Consider the following 19,383-nt stretch of genomic DNA (forward strand, 5'->3'; position numbering starts at 1 on the left):
CGTGCGATTCGTCTTCGCCATTCTGGCTTTCGCCGCCGCCGCCGTGATGATCGGGTTCGGCATCGCGCAGCGCACGGTGTTCCTCGAGCCGGATCGGGTCTCGCTCTCGTCGTCGATCGACTCCGATGTCCCGTTCGTGGTCGTCGAACCGAGTGCGCTCGACGCGTTCGACGGCAAGCAGACGCTCACCGTCTCGGGCTCGGAGTTGGTCTTCCTCGCCTACGGCCGCTCGAGCGACGTCGTCGCCTGGATCGGCGACGACGACTACGAGTCGATCGGGTACGACGCCGAGACCGGCGAACTGGTGATCACCGATGCGGCCGACCGCGAGGCCGCTGCCGAGGAGGCGGAGGAAGCGGAGGAGACCGAGTCGCCGGCCGAGGAGACCGCGTCGCCCACGACGCGCCCGGCGCCCTCGGAGACTCCCGGGGCCACCCCGGAGCCCACGCCGGCTCCGACCGACGACGCGACGGCCGACGCCGACGCCGACGGCGAGGTCGTGGTCGACCCGGCCGACAACCCGGCCGGATCCGACCTGTGGCTCGACGAGGTCTCGGGTGAGCGGTCGGTCACGACGACCATCGACGTGCCGGCGGACATCGCCGTGCTGGTCGCGTCCGACGGCACGAACCCGGCTCCCTCGAAGGTGTCGCTGGCCTGGCCGCTCGACAACGCCACGCCGTGGGCCGGCCCGTTGCTCGCGGGCGGCGCGGCGCTGTTCCTCATCGGCATCGCGCTCGTGATCTCCGGGTTCCTGCATCATCGGCGCTCGCGAGGTCCTCGCCGCAACCGGGGCACGCGAACGAAGCTGCCGAGCGGCCCGAAGCCGACCGCGCTGCGTCGAAGCCAGCTGGGCGGTCGACGGGCGATCGGGCGGGCCAAACGCGTGGCGATCCTGCCGGCACTGGTGATCCCGGTGCTCGCCTTCACGGCGTGCTCGGCGGACTACTGGCCGAACTTCGAGCAGCCCCCGGCGACGACGGCCCCGGCGACCACCGAGCCGCCCCTCGACCCCGTGTCGACCGAGGAACCCGATGCCGAGGAGCCCGAGGCCGAGCCGCTCGTGCCCGCGGTGACCGTCCCGCAGATGGAACGCATCATGACCGAGGTCTCGACCACGGCGACCGATGCCGATGCCGCGCTCGACGCCGAGGCCGCCGCGACCCGGTTCACCGGGCCGGCGCTCGAGGCGCGCAAGGCGAACTACGCGATCCGCACCACCCTGCCCGACCAGGCCGGGCCGGTGCCCGTCCCGGCCAGCACGCCGACCCTGATCCTGCCGCAGCAGGTCGCCGGCTGGCCCGCGACCGGGCGCACGGTGCTCGTGGTGGCGCAGACCTCAGACGACGAGACGGTCGCACCGACGGCGCTGTTCCTGCAGCAGATGTCTCCCCGTGAGAACTACAGGGTCGTCTACGCGATGGCGCTCGCCCCCGACGCCGACGTGCCGGAGGTCGCTCCGGCGAGCATCGGCGCGCCGCTGATCTCGCCCGAGTTCAAGGGGCTCGTGATGCAGCCCGACGAGGTCGGAGCCGCCTACGCCGACGTGCTCATGAAGGGCGCGGACTCCGAGTACGCCGAACTGTTCGAGTCCGAGGGCGACCTGCTCCAGCAGCAGCTCGGCGTCGCGGGCCAGCAGACGATCCGCGACGACCTCAAGGCCAGCTCGCCGACGGCCGACATCGCGTTCTCGAACGCGGTCGGAACCGGTCCGACGATCGCCCTCGCGACCAACGATTCGGGTGCGCTCGTGACGGCGGACATCCTGCAGACTGAGAAGGTGACGCCGAACGACGGCGGCACGATCGGATTCCAGGAGGGCGCGCCGGGAGCGGCGCTCTCGGGGTTCACCGGCAAGAGCGCCAAGGGCGTGCAGCGCATCATCGGCATCCAGATGGTGTTCTACGTGCCCGCCGTCGGTTCAGAAGACAAGATCCGACTCCTCGGCTGGTCCGAGAGTCTCATCGGAGCATCGGAGGTACCGTGACCGACCCCACCCCGCACGCCGCCCTTCGCGGCGCGATCGACCTGTCGTCGCTCGTGCAGCGGCCGCAGCAGCAGAGTCCCGCCGGGGCCGAGACCGCCCCGGGCGGCGACCCCGTCGTCTTCCAGACGGATGACGCCGGATTCGGCGCCGTCCTCGAACTCTCGCGCACCGTTCCGGTCGTCGTGGCGGTGTGGGCGTCCTGGAGCGAGCCGTCGACCGGACTCGTCGAGGCGCTCGAGCGGCTCGTCCGCGCCCGCGGCGGTCGGCTCGTGCTCGCCGCGGCCGATGCCGATCGCAGCCCGCAGCTCGTGCAGGCGTTCCAGGTCCAGTCGGTCCCCACGGTCGTCGCCCTCGTCGCGGGGCAGCCGGTGCCGCTGTTCGCGGGCGTCCAGCCCGACGAGGTCGTCGACCAGGTGTTCGACCAGCTGCTCGAGCTCGCGTCGCAGCACGGGGTCACCGGCTCCGTCCAGGCGCCGGAGGGCGATGCCCCCGAGGCGGAGCAGGCTCCCGCCGAGCCGCCCCTGCCGCCGCTGCACCAGGAGGCCTACGACGCGATCGAGCGCGGTGACTTCACGGCCGCGGCATCCGCATACCGCACCGCGATCGCCCAGGACCCGCGTGACCAGATGGCGATCGCCGGCCTCGCGCAGGCGAACCTGCTCGGCCGCCTCTCCGGCAAGACGCTCGACGCGGTCCGCAACGCCGCCGCCGCGGGGCCCGACGACCTGCAGGCGCAGCTCGACGTCGCCGATCTCGACCTGTCGGGCGGGCACGTCGACGACGCGTTCGATCGTCTGCTCTCGATGTTCCCGAAGCTCGACGCCGATCAGAAGAAGCTCGTGCGCGAACGCCTCGTCGAACTGTTCGAGGTCGTCGGCACCGACGACCCGCGCGTGGCCGTCGCCCGTCGCCGGCTCACCAACCTGCTCTTCTGAAGGCGGCGAGCCGCGCGGAGATCCGCCCAGCCGTGCAAGGCCCCGCCGCATCGGCGGGGCCTTCGCCGTTCAGTCGAGCGTGAACCAGACGGCGCCGAGCGGCGGCAGCGTGAACTCGGCGGAGGCCGGACGGCCCGACCACGGCGTCTCGGTCGCGTCGACGCCGCCGAGGTTGCCCACGCCCGAGCCGCCCCACTGCGCGGCATCCGAGTTGAGCACCTCCCGCCAGCGACCGGCGAGCGGCAGCCCGAGGCGGAAGCGCTCGTGCGGGGCGCCGGAGAAGTTCACGATGCACAGCAGCGGCCGGCGGCGGCGGTCGTAGCGCAGGAAGGCGACCACGTTCTGCTGGGCCGCGCCGCCCTCGACCCACTCGAACCCGTCGGACTCGTCGTCGAGCTCCCAGAGCGGGGCATGGTCGCGGTAGCTGCGGTTCAGGGCCCCGACGAACTCCGCGAGCTGCCGGTGGCTGGGCTGTTCGAGGATCCACCAGTCGAGTCCGCGCTCTTCGCTCCATTCGGAGAGCTGACCGAACTCCTGGCCCATGAACAGCAGCTGCTTGCCGGGATGCGCCCACATGAACGAGAGGTAGGCGCGCACATTGGCGAGCTGCTGCCAATGGTCGCCGGGCATCTTGCGGATGAGCGACCCCTTGCCGTGCACGACCTCGTCGTGGCTGATCGGCAGCACGAAGTGCTCGCTGAAGGCGTAGAGGAACGAGAAGGTGAGGTCGTGGTGGTGGTGGGAACGGTACATCGGATCCTTCGCGACGTACTGCAGGGTGTCGTGCATCCACCCCATGTTCCACTTGAAGCCGAACCCGAGCCCGCCGGCCGACGTCGGCGCGGTGACCCCGGGGAACGACGTCGACTCCTCGGCGATCATGACGATGCCGGGGTTGCGCTTGTACGCGGTGGCGGTCGCCTCCTGGAGGAAGCCGATGGCCTCGAGGTTCTCGCGGCCCCCGTGGATGTTGGGCTCCCACTCGCCGTCGTCGCGCGAGTAGTCGAGGTACAGCATCGAGGCCACCGCATCGACCCGCAGGCCGTCGACGTGCATCTCCTCGAGCCAGAAGAGGGCGTTCGCGACGAGGAAGTTGCGCACGCGGGGATTGCCGAAGTCGAAGACGTACGTGCCCCAGTCCTTCTGCTCGCCGCGCCGGGGGTCGGGGTGCTCGTAGAGCGCCTCGCCGTCGAAGCGGGCGAGGGCCCACTCGTCTTTCGGGAAGTGGCCGGGAACCCAGTCCATGATCACGCCGTAGCCGGCCTGGTGCAGCCGGTCGATCAGATACCTGAGATCGTCGGGGGAGCCGAACCGGCTGGTCGCGGCGAAGTAGCCGGTCACCTGATAGCCCCATGATCCGCCGAACGGATGCTCCGCCAACGGCATGAACTCGACGTGCGTGTAGCCGAGCCAGCCGAGGTACTCGATGAGCTCGTCGGCGACCTCGCGGTATCCGCGCCCGGGCCGCCACGAGCCGAGGTGCATCTCGTAGACGCTCATCGGCCGTTCGTGCGCGTTCGTCGCGGCGCGCTGCGACATCCAGTCGTGGTCGTTCCAGTCGTGCGACGAGCTCGCGACCACGGAGCCCGTCGCCGGCGCGATCTCGGCCTGCTGTGCCATCGGGTCGGCCTTCATCCGCCAGACGCCGTCGCCCGCGAGGATCTCGAACTTGTAGATCGTGCCGGGCTCGACGTCGGGCACGAAGAGCTCCCAGACGCCCGACGCGCCCATGCTGCGCATCGCGTGCGACGTGCCGTCCCAGCGGTTGAAGGCGCCGACCACCCGCACGGCGCGCGCGCGGGGGGCCCACACGGCGAACGCGGTCCCGTCGACGGGGGCGTCGACGCCCCAGTGGTCGCGATGGTGCGCGCCGAGGACGCGCCAGAGCTCCTCGTGCCGGCCCTCGCCGATGAGGTGCAGGTCGAGTTCGCCGATGCTCGGCGCGAAGCGATAGGGGTCCTCGCTCGTCCAGGCGTCGTCGCCGTAGCGGGCCTCGATGCGGTAATCGCGCAGTCCGGCCGTCGCCGTCGCGGCCCAGATGCCGTGGCCGAGGTGCTCCAGCGGCAGGGTCGAGCCGTCGGCGAACCGCGCCTCGACGGCGTCGGCGAGCGGACGCCGGGTGCGGATGACGGTCGCGGCGGCGGGCGGCGCCGGTGCCGAGGCATCCGCGGCAGCCGCGGCATCCGCCTGCGGAATCTGCACGGGGTGCTGGCCGAGCACGGAGTGCGGATCCGCGTGACGGCCTTCGGCGACGGCCAGGAGCACGTCGTCGGCGACCGCGGGGCCGGTGCGCGGCATCGGCTCAGTCATCGGAACCCCTGGTGACGTGGAGCACATGCGCCGGGCGGGTGAACGCGTCGAGCCTGACGTAGTTCGAATCGCCCCACTGCCATCGATGCCCGGTGACGAGGTCTTCGACGGAGAAGCGGCTGCCGGGGTCGAGGCCGATCGCGGAGAGGTCGAGGTGCACGGTGGTCTCCCTGACGGAATGGGGGTCGACGTTCGCGACGACGATGACGGTGTCATCGAGGCCGTCGGGGGTGAACCGGCCCTCGAGGTGCTTCGAGTACACCAGCACGGCGTCGTCGTCGCTCGCGTGGAACCGGATGTTGCGCAGTTGCCCGAGCGCGGGATGCGCGGAGCGGATGCCGTTCAGGATGCCGAGATACAGCGCGAGCGAACGCCCTTCGGCCTCGGCGCCGGCGAAGTCGCGCGGCTTGTACTCGTACTTCTCGTTGTCGATGGCCTCCTCGGCGCCCGGCCGCGCGACCGACTCGAAGAGCTCGAACCCGGAGTACACCCCCCAGCTCGGCGCGGCGGTGGCCGCGATCGTCGCGCGCACGGTGAACGCCGCCGGTCCGCCGAACTGGAGGTACTCGGTGAGGATGTCGGGGGTGTTCACGAACAGGTTGGGCCGCATGAAATCGGCCGTCTGCTGCGACACGGTCGTGAGGAACTCCTCGAGCTCGGACTTGGAGTTGCGCCACGTGAAGTACGAGTACGACTGCTGGAATCCGACCATCGCGAGGGCCTGCATCATGGCGGGCCGGGTGAACGCCTCGGCGAGGAACACGACGTCGGGATCGGTCGCGTTGATCTCGCCGATGAGCCGCTCCCAGAACGCGAGCGGCTTGGTGTGCGGGTTGTCGACGCGGAAGATGCGCACGCCCTGCTTCATCCAGTGGCGCACGATGCGCTCGACCTCGGCGAGGAGGCCGTCGGGGTCGAGGTCGAAGTTGATCGGATAGATGTCCTGGTACTTCTTGGGCGGGTTCTCGGCATAGCGGATGCTGCCGTCGGGCAGCGTCGTGAACCACTCGGGGTGCTCGGCGACCCAGGGGTGGTCGGGCGAGGCCTGGAGCGCGAGGTCGAGGGCGACCTCGATGCCGAGCTCGTTCGCGCGCCGCACGAAGGCGCGGAAATCGGCGAGCGTGCCGAGGTCGGGGTGCACGGCGTCGTGCCCGCCCGCGGTGCCGTCGGCGAGGGGCCCGCCGATCGCCCACGGCGAGCCGGGATCGCCCGGTGCGGGGTCGAGCGTGTTGTTCGGGCCCTTTCGGTTCGTCACGCCGATGGGGTGGATCGGCGGGAGGTAGAGCACGTCGAAGCCCATGGCGGCGACGCCGTCGAGCCGCTTCATCGCGGTGCGGAACGTGCCGGACTTCCAGGCGCCGTTCTTCAGCCGTCTGGCGCCCTCGGAGCGGGGGAAGAACTCGTACCAGGAGCCGACGCCCGCGCGGCGGCGCTCGACGCGGATGACGTGCTCGTCGGACTCGCTGGCCAGGCTCGTGAGCGGCGTCGTGTCGAACTCGGCGAGCGCGGCGTCGTCGATGAGCGCGCGACGGTCGACGACGGATGCCGCGGGGTCGCGCAGCTTCGACGCGACGGCCGTGAGCCGCTTGCGCACGGCCGACGGCCGGGATCGCTCGGCTGCGGCGCGATCGAGCAGTCGCGCGCCGATCTCGAGCATGAGCTCGACGTCGACCCCGGCGTCGATCTTCAGTGCGGCGTCGTGGCGCCACGTCGCGATCTCGTCGTCGAATCCGACGACGTGCCAGCGCCACTCGCCGATCTCGTCGAGGAGGACCTTCGCCTCCCACCGGTCGGCACCGGGGGACGTCATGGCCATCCGCTCGCGGCGGACGGCCCCTGACGGTGCGGTGAGCACGAGCATCGCCCCCACCTGGTCGTGGCCCTCGCGGAAGACGTCGGCCCGGAACGGCACGACCTCGCCCTCGAAGGCCTTGGGCCGCCACCGCCCGTCGGGCAGGGCGGGGGAGAGCTTGGTCACGGGAATGCGTCCGGCGCGAACGGTACGGGTGCTCACGCACTCGACCGTAGCGCGGAATGCCCGTTCGGGTGCGCCCGCCGTTCACACATTCGACATGCGCGGGCCCTAGGTTGGATGGGGTGAAGCCGATTCGCAAGTTCACCGTCCGCGCGGTCGTCCCGACGCCGCTCGCCGCCCTCGAGGAGCTCGCCGCGAACCTGCGGTGGTCGTGGCATGAGCCCACGCGCCGTCTGTTCGAGGCCATCGACCCCGACCTGTGGCGCGCGTCACGACGCGACCCCGTGGCGCTGCTCGGCGAGGTCGCGCCCGAACGCCTGGCCGAGCTCGCGTCCGACGAGGGCTTCGTGCGCTGGGCGGACCAGGAGCGCGCCGGTCTGCGCGAGTACCTCGACGAGCCGCGCTGGTTCCAGTCGCTCGGAGCCGAGGTGCCCCGGACGGTGGCCTACTTCTCGCCCGAGTTCGGCATCACGGCGGCGCTGCCGCAGTACTCGGGCGGGCTCGGCATCCTCGCCGGCGACCATCTGAAGGCGGCCTCCGACCTGGGTGTGCCGCTCGTCGGCGTCGGGCTCTTCTACAAGGCCGGCTACTTCTCGCAGTCGATCACCGACGACGGATGGCAGCAGGAGCGGTACCCGGTCCTCGACCCCGACGGCCTGCCGCTCTCGATGCTCCGCCACCCCGACGGCACGCCCGTGCAGGTCACGCTCGCCCTCCCCGACGAGGGCGAGCTGCACGCCCGCGTGTGGACCGCCGCGGTCGGACGCATCCCGCTGCTCATGCTCGACACCGACATCCCGGCGAACACCGACGCGCTGCGTTCGGTGACCGATCGGCTCTACGGCGGCGGCGGCGAGCACCGTCTGCTCCAGGAGCTCCTGCTCGGCGTCGGGGGTGCGCGTGCGGTCAAGCTCTTCGCCGAACTGACGGGCCGGCCGCAGCCCGACGTCTACCACATGAACGAGGGTCACGCCGGGTTCCTCGGCCTCGAGCGCATCTCCACGCACATCGGCGAGGGCCTCTCGTTCGCCGAGGCGTTGCAGCTGGTGCGCGCCGGCACGGTGTTCACCACCCACACCCCGGTGCCGGCGGGCATCGACCGGTTCGACCGGGGCCTCGTCGAGCGATACCTGACGTCGTCGCTGCTCCCTGGCGTCGACCTCGCCGACGCGCTCGCGCTCGGCGTCGAGCCCGGCGCCGACCCCGCGACGAGCGCGTTCAACATGGCGGTCATGGGCCTGCGGCTCGCGCAGCGCGCGAACGGCGTCTCCAAGCTGCACGGCGAGGTCAGCCGCCGCATGTTCGGCGACCTCTGGCCGGGCTTCGACCGCGACGAGGTGCCGATCGCCTCCATCACGAACGGCGTCCACGCTCCGACCTGGACCGACCCGGCGCTGCTCGCGCTCGCCGAGTCGCACCTCGGCACGGGCGACACCGAGCACGCCGACTGGCGCAGCGACGCGGTCTCCGACGCCGAGTTCTGGAACGTGAAGCGCAGTATGCGACTGCAGCTCGTGGAGGACGCCAGGCGCCGCCTCGCCGAGGCGTGGCGCGACCAGCACGCCGGCGCGCAGCCTCCCAAGTGGGTGGGCGGCGTCCTCGACCCCGACACGCTCACCGTCGGCTTCGCACGCCGGGTCCCCACCTACAAGCGCCTCACGCTCATGCTGCAGGACCCCGAGCGGCTGAAGGCGATCCTCACCGACCCCGACCGCCCGGTGCAGTTCGTGATCGCCGGCAAGTCGCATCCCGCCGATGACGAGGGCAAGCGCCTCATCCAGAAGCTCGTGCAGTTCGCCTCGCAGCCGGAGCTGCGCGAACGCATCGTGTTCCTGCCCGACTACGACATGGGCATGGCCGAACTCCTGTATCCCGGATGCGACGTCTGGCTGAACAACCCGCTCCGCCCCCTCGAGGCCTGCGGCACGTCGGGCATGAAGGCCGCCATGAACGGCGCGCTGAACCTCTCGATCCTCGACGGCTGGTGGGCCGAGTACGCCGGCGACGACTTCGGCTGGGTCATCCCGTCGGCGGATGCCGCCGGCGACGCCGCCGAACGCGATGCGCTCGAGGCCGCGTCGCTCTACGACCTGCTCGAGCATCGGGTCGCGACCCGCTACTACGAACGCGACGGCGACGGGGTCCCGACGGAGTGGGTGCGGAGGGTGCGTGCGACCCTCGGCGAACTGGCGCCCGAGCTCGGCGCCGACCGCATGGTGCGGCAGTACGTCGAGGAGCTCTATCGCCCCGCGGCCGAGCAGGCCGATCGGGTCGCCGCCGACAACGATCGCGGTGCGCGCGCGCTCGCCGCGTATCGCGATCGGGTGCGCGAGGCCTGGCCGCGGGTGCAGGTCGTGCACGTCGAGTCCGGGGGAGTGGAATCGCCCCATGTGGGCGACGAGCTGCGGCTGCGCGCCCACGTCGACCTCGGCGGGCTGACGCCCGACGACGTCGTGGTCGAGGCCGTACACGGGCGGAGCCGTTCCGACGAGCGGATCGAGCAGGCGCAGCGCACCCCGCTGGTCCCGTCGGTCTCGGGCACCGACGATGCCGGCGATCCGGCAGGTCCGCGGCTGTTCACCGGCTCGATCGTGCTCGACCGGGCCGGCGCGTTCGGGTACACGGTGCGCGTCGTGCCGAGGCATCCGCTGCTCGTGTCCGCCGCCGAGCTCGGGCTCGTGGCCGTGGCGGGCTGAGGCCGTGGCGGCCTGACGCCGTGGCGGGCTGACGGCGTCAGCGACCGCGGGCGATGGGCGCGTAGCGGCCGGAGGTGACCGCGAGCAGGTCGTCGGGGGCGAGCTCGAGGTCGAGGCCCCGACGCCCGCCCGAGACGAACACCGTCTCGCAGAGGATCGCGGACTCGTCGAGCACGGTCGGCAGGGGCGTCTTCTGCCCGATGGGGCTGATGCCGCCGAGCACGTAACCGGTCTTCCGCTCGGCGAGGGACGGATCGGCCATCTCGGCGCGCTTGCCGCCGACGGCGGTCGCGAACGCCTTCAGATCGAGCTGCATCGCGACCGGCACGATCGCCACGGCGAGCGAGCCGTCGACCGCCGCGAGCAGGGTCTTGAAGACCAGCGCCGCGTCGATGCCGAGCTTCTCGGCGGCCTCGAGCCCGTAGGCCGCGGCTCGCGGATCGTGCTCGTACGCGTGGGCCCGGAACTCGATGCCCGCGCGCGTCAGGGCCGACGTCGCGGGCGTGCCGGCCGAGGCATCCGATCGCCTCGCCATCACACTCGGCCGCTGATCGCGTGCGGTGCGTCGTCGCCGACGGCGTCGGACGCGTCGCCGAGGGCGCGGTACAGCAGCATCGACTGCGGCGGCACCGAGACGCGCTCGCCGGGGAGGTGCTCGCTCGAGCCGATGACCGGATGCTCGTCGGAGGAGTCCCAGAGCAGCATGTAGCCGGTGACGCCGTCGTGCGCGGGCAGCACGACCTCGGTCGGCTCCTCGTGGGCGTGCACGACGAGCAGGATCCGGTTGAACTCCTCGACCTCGGGCGTGGACGCCGCGAGGTACTGCAGCGTGCGCTCCGACGGATCGTTCCAGTCGTCGATCGTCATCGTCTCGCCGTCGCCGTTGTACCAGTCCATCTGCGTCGCGCTCGGCGTGGTCTCGCCCTGGACGCCGAAGCGCACCGGCCGGAGGGCCGGGTTGTCGCGGCGCAGGTGCACGAGCCGCCTGGTCGTCGCCTCGAGCCCGGCGTCGCGGTCCTCGCCGCTCCAGGAGAGCCACGTCAGCTCGGAGTCGTGGCAGTACGCGTTGTTGTTGCCGCGCTGCGTGCGGCCGTACTCGTCGCCCGCGGTGAGCATCGGCACGCCCGCCGACAGCAGCAGCGTGCCGAGGAGGTTCCGGATGCTGCGCCGACGCGCCGTGCGCACCCCCTCGTCGTCGGCGTCGCCCTCGACGCCGTGGTTGTACGAGTTGTTGTTGTCGGTTCCGTCGCGGTTCTCCTCGCCGTTGCCGAGGTTGTGCTTGACGTCGTAGGCGGTGAGGTCGGCGAGCGTGAACCCGTCGTGCGCGGTGATGAAGTTCAGGCTCGCGAGCGGGCCGCGTTCGCGAGTGAACGTGTTCGAGGAGCCCGCGAGGCGGGTGGCGAAGCGGCCGATGCCGCTGCCGGCGTCGCCCGTCTCGCGTTCACGGCGCAGGTCGCCGAGCCAGAAGTCGCGCATGCGGTCGCGGTACCGGTCGTTCCACTCGAGGAAGCCCTGCGGGAAGTTGCCGGTCTGCCAGCCGTCGGGCCCCACGTCCCACGGCTCCGCGATGAGCTTGGACGCCCCGAGCACGGGATCGGCGAGCATCGCCTGCAGCAGCGGGTGCTCGGGGGTGTAGGCGCCGTGGTCGTCGCGCCCGAGCGTCGCGGCGAGGTCGAGACGGAACCCGTCGACGCCGAGCTCCTCGGCGAAGTACCGCATCGAGTCGAGCACGAGGCGTCGGGGCTGCTCGCGACCGAAGTCGAGCGTGTTGCCGCAGCCCGTGGTGTCGACGTACCGGCCGTGCGCGTCGTGCCGGTAGTACGCCGCGTTGTCGATGCCGCGGAACGAGTGGGTCGGACCCTGCCGACCCTCTTCGGCCGTGTGGTTGTAGACCACGTCGAGCACGACCTCGAGGCCGGCGTCGTGCAGGCGCCGCACCATGTCGGCGAACTCGCGGCGCACGGCGCCGGCTCCGGCCGCCCGCGCCGCCGCCGTCGCGTACGGGGCATGCGGGGCGAAGAAGGCGAGCGTGTTGTAGCCCCAGTAGTTGACCCGGCCCTGGCGCTTCAGGCGATGCTCGGACACGAACGCGTGCACCGGCAGCAGTTCGACCGTCGTGACCCCGAGACCGGTGAGGTACTCGATGGACGCGTCGTGGCCGAGGCCGGCATAGGTGCCGCGCTGGGCTTCGGGAACCGCGGGGTTCAGCTTCGAGAACCCGCGCACGTGCGCCTCGTAGACGACGGTGTGGTCGAGCGGCACCCGCGGCTTCGTCGCGCCGGCCCAGTCGAAGGGGTCGGCGTCCGCCTCGCCGCCCGGGTCGCCGGCTAGCGGCCCGAGCGCGACGCCGCGCACCGAGCCGTCGCCGACGGAGGCGAGACCGCGCGCGTACGGGTCGAGCAGGGTCTGCGCCGGGTTGAACGCGTGCTCCAGTCCGGTCGGGCCGTCGACCCGCAGGCCGTACCGCGCTCCAGGCACGAGGGCGGCAGATCTCGCCTGCCAGACGCCGTGCTCGTCGCGTTCGAGCGGGACCCGATCGCTCGCCCAGCCCGCGTCGGCGCCGTCGAACACCTCCAGCTCGATCGAGGTCGCGTGCTCGGACCAGACGCGCGCCGTGCCCCCGTCGGGGCCCGGTCGGACGCCGAGATCGTGGAGGGGATCGCTCGAAGACATGCGATCTAGAGTAGTTCTCGGCGGACGGGAGGAATGCGCATGGCGGTCTACCTCGATCACGCGGCGACCACGCCCATGCGCCCCGAAGCCGTCGAGGCGATGGTCGGGGCGATGCGGGTCGTCGGCAACCCCGCGTCCATCCACAGCGCTGGCCAGCACGCCAAACGCGTGCTCGAGGAGTCTCGCGAGCGCATCGCCGCGACGCTCGGCGTCGACGGCATCGAGGTCGTCTTCACGGGCAACGGCACCGAGGCGGTCAACCTCGCGATCAAGGGCCTGTGGTGGAGCAGGCAGGCGGATGCCGCGCGCCGCCGCATCATCGTCCCCGCCGGCGAGCACCACGCCACCGTCGACACCGTCGACTGGCTTGCCGAGCACGAGGGCGCCGTGATCGACGAGGTGCCCCTCGACGAGGTCGGGCGTGTGCGGCTCGACGTGCTCGAGGCGCTGCTCGCCGAGCACGCGGCATCCGTCGCGCTCGTGACGATGCTCTGGGCCAACAACGAGGTCGGAACGATCCAACCCGTCGAGGAGGTCGCCCGGCTCACCGCGGCGGCCGGCGTGCCGCTGCACCTCGACGCCGTCTCGGCCTACGGGCAGCTGCCGATCGACGTGCGCGCGCTGCGCCGCGACACGGCCGCGCCGCGCGGGGCCGGGCTCGTCGCACTCAGCGTGTCGGCCCACAAGATCGGCGGGCCGGCGGGCATCGGCGCGCTCGTGCTCGACCGGTCGGCATCGCTCGAGCCGCTCATCCACGGCGGCGGCCAGCAGCGCAAGGTCCGCTCCGGCACGCAGGACGTCGCCGCGGCCGCCGGGTTCGCCGCGGCCGCCGGCGCCGTGCACGCCGATCTCGCCGCCGACGCCGTGCGCACGGCCGCGCTGCGAGACCGGCTCATCGCCGGCGCGCTCGCCGCGGTCGACGGCGTGCGCCTGTCGGGCGACCCCGACCCGGCCGGGCGGCTGCCCGGCAACGCGCACTTCTCGTTCGACGGCTGCGAGGGCGACTCGCTGCTGTTCCTGCTCGACGCCGCCGGCGTCGCCGTGTCGACCGGTTCGGCCTGTCAGGCGGGCGTGCCCGAGCCGTCGCACGTGCTCATGGCCATGGGGCGCAGCGAGGCCGACGCGCGCGGGGCGCTGCGCATCACGCTGGGCCACGACTCCACCGACGCCGACGTCGACGCCTTCCTCGCGGCGCTGCCGGCCGCGCACGCCCAGGCAGCCAAGGCCGGGCTCGCGGCCCGCGCCACCTCGTTCGACCGCTGAGCGGCCGCCACGCGGCATCCGCTCAGCCGCCCCTGCCTACACTGGAGGGGTGAAGGTTCTCGCAGCGATGAGCGGCGGCGTCGACAGCGCCGTGGCCGCTGCGCGCGCCGTCGAGGCCGGCCACGAGGTCGTGGGCGTGCATCTCGCGCTCAGCCGCATGCCGGGCACGCTGCGCACGGGCAGCCGCGGCTGCTGCACCATCGAGGACTCGATGGACGCGCAGCGCGCCGCCAACCTGCTCGGCATCCCGTACTACGTGTGGGACTTCTCCGAGCGCTTCAAGGCCGACGTGGTCGACGACTTCATCGCCGAGTACTCCGCCGGCCGCACGCCCAACCCGTGCATGCGCTGCAACGAGCGCATCAAGTTCGCGGCCCTGCTCGAGAAGGCCCTCGCGCTCGGGTTCGACGCGGTCGCCACCGGTCACTACGCGAAGGTCGTCACGGGCGATTCGGGCGCGCTCGAGTTGCACCGGGCGAGCGCCGAGGCGAAAGACCAGTCCTACGTGCTGGGCGTGCTCACGGCCGAGCAGCTCGCGCATGCCTACTTCCCGCTCGGCGACACGCCCTCGAAGGCGCTCGTGCGCGAAGAGGCCGCCCGTCGCGGGCTGAGCGTCGCGCAGAAGCCCGACTCGTACGACATCTGCTTCATCCCCGACGGCGACACCAAGGGCTGGCTCGCCGAGCGCGTCGGCACCGAGACGGGCGAGATCGTCGACCGGTCCGGCGCGGTCGTCGGCACCCACGAGGGCGCGCACGCGTTCACCGTCGGCCAGCGCCGCGGCATGCGGCTCGGCACTCCCGCCGCCGACGGCAAGCCCCGCTTCGTGCTCGAGGTGCGCCTGAAGGAGAACACCGTGGTCGTCGGGCCCAAAGAGGCGCTCGCGATCGGCGTCATCGCCGGTTCGAGGTTCTCCTGGGCCGGGCTCGCGCCCGAAGACCCGTCGACCGCGTTCGCCTGCGAGGTGCAGATCCGCGCCCACGCCGACCCCGTGCCCGCGGTCGCGCAGACGACGACGGATGCCGCGGGCGCGACCGAGCTCGTCGTGACCCCCGAGTCCCCGCTCGACGGTGTGGCCCCCGGTCAGACCGCGGTGATCTACGTCGGCACGCGCGTGCTCGGGCAGTTCACGATCGACCGCACGGTCAGCGCGGTTCCGGTCGGCGCCTGACGCTCGCCGCCAGACCGGCACGATGCCGTCGGCGGACCCGGCCGCGAGACCGTCCGTGCCCGCCGAATGCCGTGCACGCGCGTGCCGTGCCCGCGCGTGCCGTGCCCGCTGAATGCCGTGCCCGCGCGTGCCGTGCCCGCTGAATGCCGTGCCCGCGCGTGAAATACCGGCCGGCCGACGATCCTGTCAAGGCCCAGTGCCGGGGGCTTGCGCTCCAATAGATTTGCGCGTGCGCCGCCGTTCGCCGGCGCCCCACCCGAGGAGGACCACGTGAGCACCCCCCGAGTTCCCGAAGACCGAGACGTCGATCGTTCGGCGACCACCGCCGTCATCGACGACCGCCACGTCGGCGCGGCCGACGCCCGAGAGACCGCTGTCTCTCCGACCATCGAACCGACCGCCGAGCCGACCGCCGAGCCGACCGGAGGGCCGGGCGCCGCGCCGGCGGTCGCTCCGGCCGCCCCCGGCGCGGGGCCGTCCGCCGGCCGCCCCGACACCATCGACGCGGATGCGGCATCCGTCGACGCCGTGCCGATCGACGACGACGAGGCGGCCCTCCGCGGCGCCGCCGCCCGCCGCATCGTGGTCGCCAGGCAGCGCGAGGCCTTCGGCGGCGTCAAGCTCGGGTCCGCGCTGTTCGGCTGGCTGACCGCGACGGGCACGGCGGCGATCCTCACGGGCGCGGTCGCGGGCCTCGGCGCCGTGCTCGGCTTCGACACGCCCGACCGGGCGGTCGTGATCACGGGCGTCGCGTCCGAGAGCCTCGGCTGGTTCGCGGTCGCGATCCTGGCAGCGATCCTCCTCGTCTCGTACTGGTGCGGCGGGTACGTCGCCGCGCGCATGGCACGCTTCAACGGCGCGGTGCAGGGACTCGCCGTCTGGGTGTGGGCCCTCGTCATCGCGATCGTCGTGTCGCTCGTGAGCGTGATCATCGGCAGCCAGATCGACGAGGTCGCGGATGCGAACGTCTTCCCCCGCATCACCATGACCGCCGAGGAGTTCACGGTCGCCGGGCTGATCGCCTCGGCCGTCGTGCTGATCGCGAGCCTGGCCGGGGCGGTGCTCGGGGGAATGAGCGGCACGCGCTACCACCGGCGGGTCGACCGGGCCGGTTTCGCCGACGCGTCGTGAACCGCCTGCTGCCGAGCGCGTCCGCGACCTCCGTCGTCGTGGCACTCGCGACCTCCGGTCGGCCGTGACGCGGGAGCTCGCGGGCGCGCCGGCCCCCGGAACGGCGGTGCCCGGGTCCGTCGCCGCGGTCGCCGCGGGCGCGCCCGTGACGCCGGTCTGGGCCAACTCCGCGGGCGGTCTCACGTTCCGCATCGATCGCGCCGATGCCGACGGCGGGCCGGCGTTCGTGAAGTGGGACCCGGTCGGCTCGGGGGAGTCGCTCGCCGCCGAGGCGGCACGGCTCGACTGGCTGCGCGGGCGGTTCCCGGCGCCGCGTGCGATCGGATCCGGGGCGGATGCCTCGGGCGAATGGCTCGTCACCGCCGCGATCGACGCGGAGTCCGCCGTCTCGCCCCGATGGCGTGCACGGCCGGATGCCGCGGCGCGGGCCATGGGCGAGGGGCTTCGACGCCTGCACGACGAGGTGGCGCCCGCGGAGTGCCCGTTCGAGTGGTCGGTTCCCGCGCGCATCGCGGCTGCGGAGCGCGCGGGCGTCGCCGTCCCCGCCGAGCTGCGGGAGCCGCCGCCCGTCGATCGCCTCGTCGTGTGCCACGGGGACCCGTGCGCGCCGAACACGCTCCTCGACGACTCGGGCGGGTTCGCGGGCATCGTCGACCTCGCGAGGCTCGGCGTGGCCGACCGGTGGGCCGACCTGGCGGTGGGCAGCTGGAGCCTCGAGTGGAACTTCGGCGGCGGTCACGAGGCGGCGTTCTTCGACGCCTACGGCATCGCCCCCGACGAGCCGCGCATCGCCTACTACCGGGCGCTCTGGGACGCGACCTGACGAGCGTCGCCCCGTGGTCGGCGTCGGCGGTCGCTCCTAGGATGTCCCTGTGAGCGAGACCCCCGCCGAGACCCCCGCCGACATCGACATCCCGGCCGACTTCGCGTCGGCCCGCGCCGAGGCCGACGCCCTCACGGCGCGCATCGAGGCTGCGCGGCTCGCGTACTACGGCGACGGCGACTCGCCGTTCTCCGACGCCGAGTACGATGCCGACTTCCACCGCCTCGAGGCCCTCGAACGGGCGTTCCCCGAGCTGTCGGGCCAAGACAGCCCGACCCAGCAGGTGGGCGCGGCCGTCGTCACCGCCGGCTTCCCCGAGCACGAGCACGCCGAGCGCATGCTGAGCCTCGACAACGTGTTCTCGATCGAGGAGTTCCGCGAGTGGGCCGCCAAGGCCGAGGGCTCGGCCGGGCGTCGGGTGCGATGGCTCAGCGAGCTCAAGATCGACGGTCTGGCCATCAGCCTCGCCTATCGCCACGGCGTCCTCGAGACGGCGACCACGCGCGGCGACGGGCGCGTCGGCGAGGACATCACCGAGAACGTCGACCTCATCCCCGTCATCCCGCGTCGGCTCGAGGGCTCGGGGTTCCCCGACTTCTTCGAGGTGCGCGGCGAGGTGTTCCTGCGCACGACCGACTTCGAGGCGCTGAACCGGCGCCAGCACGAACTGCAGGCCGCCTTCGAGTCCGACTGGGTCGCCCGAGGGCGTCCGGCCGACGCGATCCCGGCTCGGTACGCAGAGTTCGCGAACGCGCGCAACACCGCGGCCGGCAGCCTCAGGCAGCGGCGCGAGAACAAGAGCGAGGCCGACCTGGCCCTCATGCGCGAACGACTCGGGAGGCTGTCGCTCTACCTGCACGGCATCGGCGCGTGGCAGAACCCCGAGGTCGCGTCGCAGTCCGAGATCTACGGACTGCTCGCCGCATGGGGGCTGCCGGTGTCACCGCATTCGCGCGTCTTCGGGAGCGTCGACGAGGTCGCCGAGTACATCGTCGATCGGGGCGAGCACCGGCACGACGTCGAGCACGAGATCGACGGCATCGTGGTGAAGATCGACGAGCTCGAGCTGCACGACGAGCTCGGTGCCACGAGTCGCGCCCCGCGCTGGGCGATCGCCTACAAGTACCCGCCCGAAGAGGTGCACACGAAGCTGCTCGACATCGTCGTCGGCGTCGGCCGCACCGGTCGGGCGACGCCGTACGCGGTCATGGCGCCGATCAAGGTCGCCGGCAGCACCGTGCGCCAGGCGACGCTGCACAACCAGCAGGTCGTGCGCGCGAAGGGCATCCTCATCGGCGACACCGTCGTCCTGCGTAAGGCGGGCGACGTGATCCCAGAGATCCTGGGCGCCGTCGAGCAGTTGCGCGACGGCACCGAGGTCGAGTGGCGCATGCCCGAACGCTGCCCCGAGTGCGGCACCGCGTTGCGTGCCATGAAAGAGGGCGACATCGACCTGCGCTGTCCGAACGCCGAATCCTGCCCGGCGCAGGTCCGCGGGCGCGTCGAGCACATCGGCTCGCGCGGCGGCCTCGACATCGAGGCGCTCGGCGAGGTCACCGCGGCGGCGCTCACGCAGCCGTCGCTCCCGGCAGATCCGCCGCTCGCGACCGAGGCGCGTCTCTTCGACCTCACGATCGACGAGCTGGTCCCCATCGAGGTCGTCGTGCGCGACGCCGAGACCGGCGAGCCGCGGGTCGACGAGGCCACCGGTGCGCCGGTGCGGCGCGCGCCGTTCCAGAAGGTGCGCATCACGTACCCGCCGGGCACCGAGACGATGACCGCCGCCGAGCGTCGTGCCGCCGGCGTCCGCAAGGACTTCCGGGAGGTCGGGCCGTCCGAGGCGGCGACGAAGCTGCTCGCCGAGCTCGAGAAGGCGAAGACCAAGCCGCTGTGGCGGCTCATCGTCGCCCTGAACATCCGTCACGTCGGTCCCGTCGCCGCACGTGCGCTCGCGGACTGGTTCGGCTCGCTCGAGAAGATCCGCGAGGCCACGCGCGACGAGCTCGCCGAGGTCGACGGCGTGGGCGGCATCATCGCCGACTCGCTCATCGACTGGTTCGACGTCGACTGGCACCTCGAGATCATCCGGCGATGGACCGCGGCCGGCGTGCAGTGGAGCACCCCGGGGCATCCGGGGCCCGGCGCCGCGGCCGCGGCGGGGGGCGTGCTGGCCGGGCTCACGGTCGTCGCGACGGGGTCGCTCGAGGGCTTCACGCGCGACGGCGCCCAGGAGGCGATCATCAACGCGGGCGGCAAGGCGGCGTCGAGCGTGTCGAAGAAGACGGACTTCGTCGCGGCCGGCCCCGGCGCGGGCTCGAAGCTCGCGAAGGCCGAAGAGCTCGGCATCAGAGTGCTCGACGCCGCGCAGTTCGCCGTCCTCGTCACGCAGGGCCCGTCGGCGCTCGACGCCTGAGCCGCC

At 72.4% G+C, this 19,383-nt stretch carries 12 protein-coding genes; 8 read left to right on the forward strand and 4 right to left on the reverse strand.

Annotation, left to right across the window (positions count from 1 at the left end):
• The first annotated feature begins 1 nt into the window (after position 1).
• The gene (locus tag GQQ92_RS02800) at positions 2-1,987 is read left to right on the forward strand and encodes a hypothetical protein (protein WP_156997691.1); all 1,986 of its coding nucleotides are present in this window, start codon (positions 2-4) and stop codon (positions 1,985-1,987) included.
• Positions 1,984-2,922 carry a tetratricopeptide repeat protein gene (locus GQQ92_RS02805; RefSeq protein ID WP_156997692.1) on the forward strand — a complete coding sequence of 313 codons (939 nt, stop codon included), beginning with the start codon at positions 1,984-1,986 and terminating at the stop codon, positions 2,920-2,922. The genes GQQ92_RS02800 and GQQ92_RS02805 overlap by 4 nt, the downstream gene beginning before the upstream one ends.
• Before the next feature lie 69 nt (positions 2,923-2,991).
• Here GQQ92_RS02805 and glgB read toward each other — a convergent pair whose 3' ends face one another.
• Both glgB and GQQ92_RS02815 read right to left on the reverse strand, forming a co-directional pair.
• A complete protein-coding gene (glgB, locus tag GQQ92_RS02810; protein WP_156997693.1) occupies positions 2,992-5,232 on the reverse strand; it encodes a 1,4-alpha-glucan branching protein GlgB in 2,241 nt (746 codons plus the stop codon).
• Entirely contained in the window at positions 5,225-7,246 is a 2,022-nt protein-coding gene (locus GQQ92_RS02815) for an alpha-1,4-glucan--maltose-1-phosphate maltosyltransferase (protein WP_156997694.1), read from the reverse strand. Before GQQ92_RS02815 ends, glgB begins: the two co-directional genes overlap by 8 nt.
• Positions 7,247-7,329: 83 nt before the next feature.
• On the opposite strand from GQQ92_RS02815, the gene glgP reads away from it, so the two are divergent.
• Positions 7,330-9,903 (forward strand): alpha-glucan family phosphorylase, encoded by a 2,574-nt coding sequence (gene glgP / locus GQQ92_RS02820; RefSeq protein WP_156997695.1) that lies wholly within the window; start codon positions 7,330-7,332, stop codon positions 9,901-9,903.
• Positions 9,904-9,940: 37 nt separating this feature from the next.
• On the opposite strand, the gene ybaK is transcribed toward glgP, so the two are convergent.
• Positions 9,941-10,438, reverse strand: a complete 498-nt coding sequence (ybaK, locus tag GQQ92_RS02825) for a Cys-tRNA(Pro) deacylase (protein ID WP_156997696.1) — start codon at positions 10,436-10,438, stop codon at positions 9,941-9,943.
• Positions 10,438-12,576, reverse strand: coding sequence for a glycogen debranching protein GlgX (gene glgX / locus GQQ92_RS02830; protein WP_156997697.1), 2,139 nt, complete (start codon positions 12,574-12,576; stop codon positions 10,438-10,440). Before glgX ends, ybaK begins: the two co-directional genes overlap by 1 nt.
• Before the next feature lie 39 nt (positions 12,577-12,615).
• Here glgX and GQQ92_RS02835 point away from each other — a divergent pair, with 39 nt between their 5' ends.
• The 5 genes from GQQ92_RS02835 to ligA all read left to right on the forward strand — a co-directional run bounded on the left by GQQ92_RS02835 (position 12,616) and on the right by ligA (position 19,377).
• Positions 12,616-13,839 (forward strand): cysteine desulfurase family protein, encoded by a 1,224-nt coding sequence (locus GQQ92_RS02835; RefSeq protein WP_156997698.1) that lies wholly within the window; start codon positions 12,616-12,618, stop codon positions 13,837-13,839.
• A gap of 49 nt (positions 13,840-13,888) precedes the next feature.
• A complete protein-coding gene (gene mnmA / locus GQQ92_RS02840; RefSeq protein WP_232057448.1) occupies positions 13,889-15,010 on the forward strand; it encodes a tRNA 2-thiouridine(34) synthase MnmA in 1,122 nt (373 codons plus the stop codon).
• Positions 15,011-15,280: 270 nt separating this feature from the next.
• The gene (locus GQQ92_RS02845) at positions 15,281-16,141 is read left to right on the forward strand and encodes a YrzE family protein (RefSeq protein ID WP_156997699.1); all 861 of its coding nucleotides are present in this window, start codon (positions 15,281-15,283) and stop codon (positions 16,139-16,141) included.
• A gap of 64 nt (positions 16,142-16,205) precedes the next feature.
• A complete protein-coding gene (locus GQQ92_RS02850) occupies positions 16,206-16,964 on the forward strand; it encodes an aminoglycoside 3'-phosphotransferase (protein ID WP_232057449.1) in 759 nt (252 codons plus the stop codon).
• 49 nt (positions 16,965-17,013) lie between these two features.
• The gene (gene ligA / locus GQQ92_RS02855; RefSeq protein WP_232057450.1) at positions 17,014-19,377 is read left to right on the forward strand and encodes an NAD-dependent DNA ligase LigA; all 2,364 of its coding nucleotides are present in this window, start codon (positions 17,014-17,016) and stop codon (positions 19,375-19,377) included.
• The last annotated feature ends 6 nt before the right edge of the window (positions 19,378-19,383 follow it).

It is taken from the genome of Agromyces terreus, assembly GCF_009749465.1.
Classification (GTDB): domain Bacteria; phylum Actinomycetota; class Actinomycetes; order Actinomycetales; family Microbacteriaceae; genus Agromyces; species Agromyces terreus.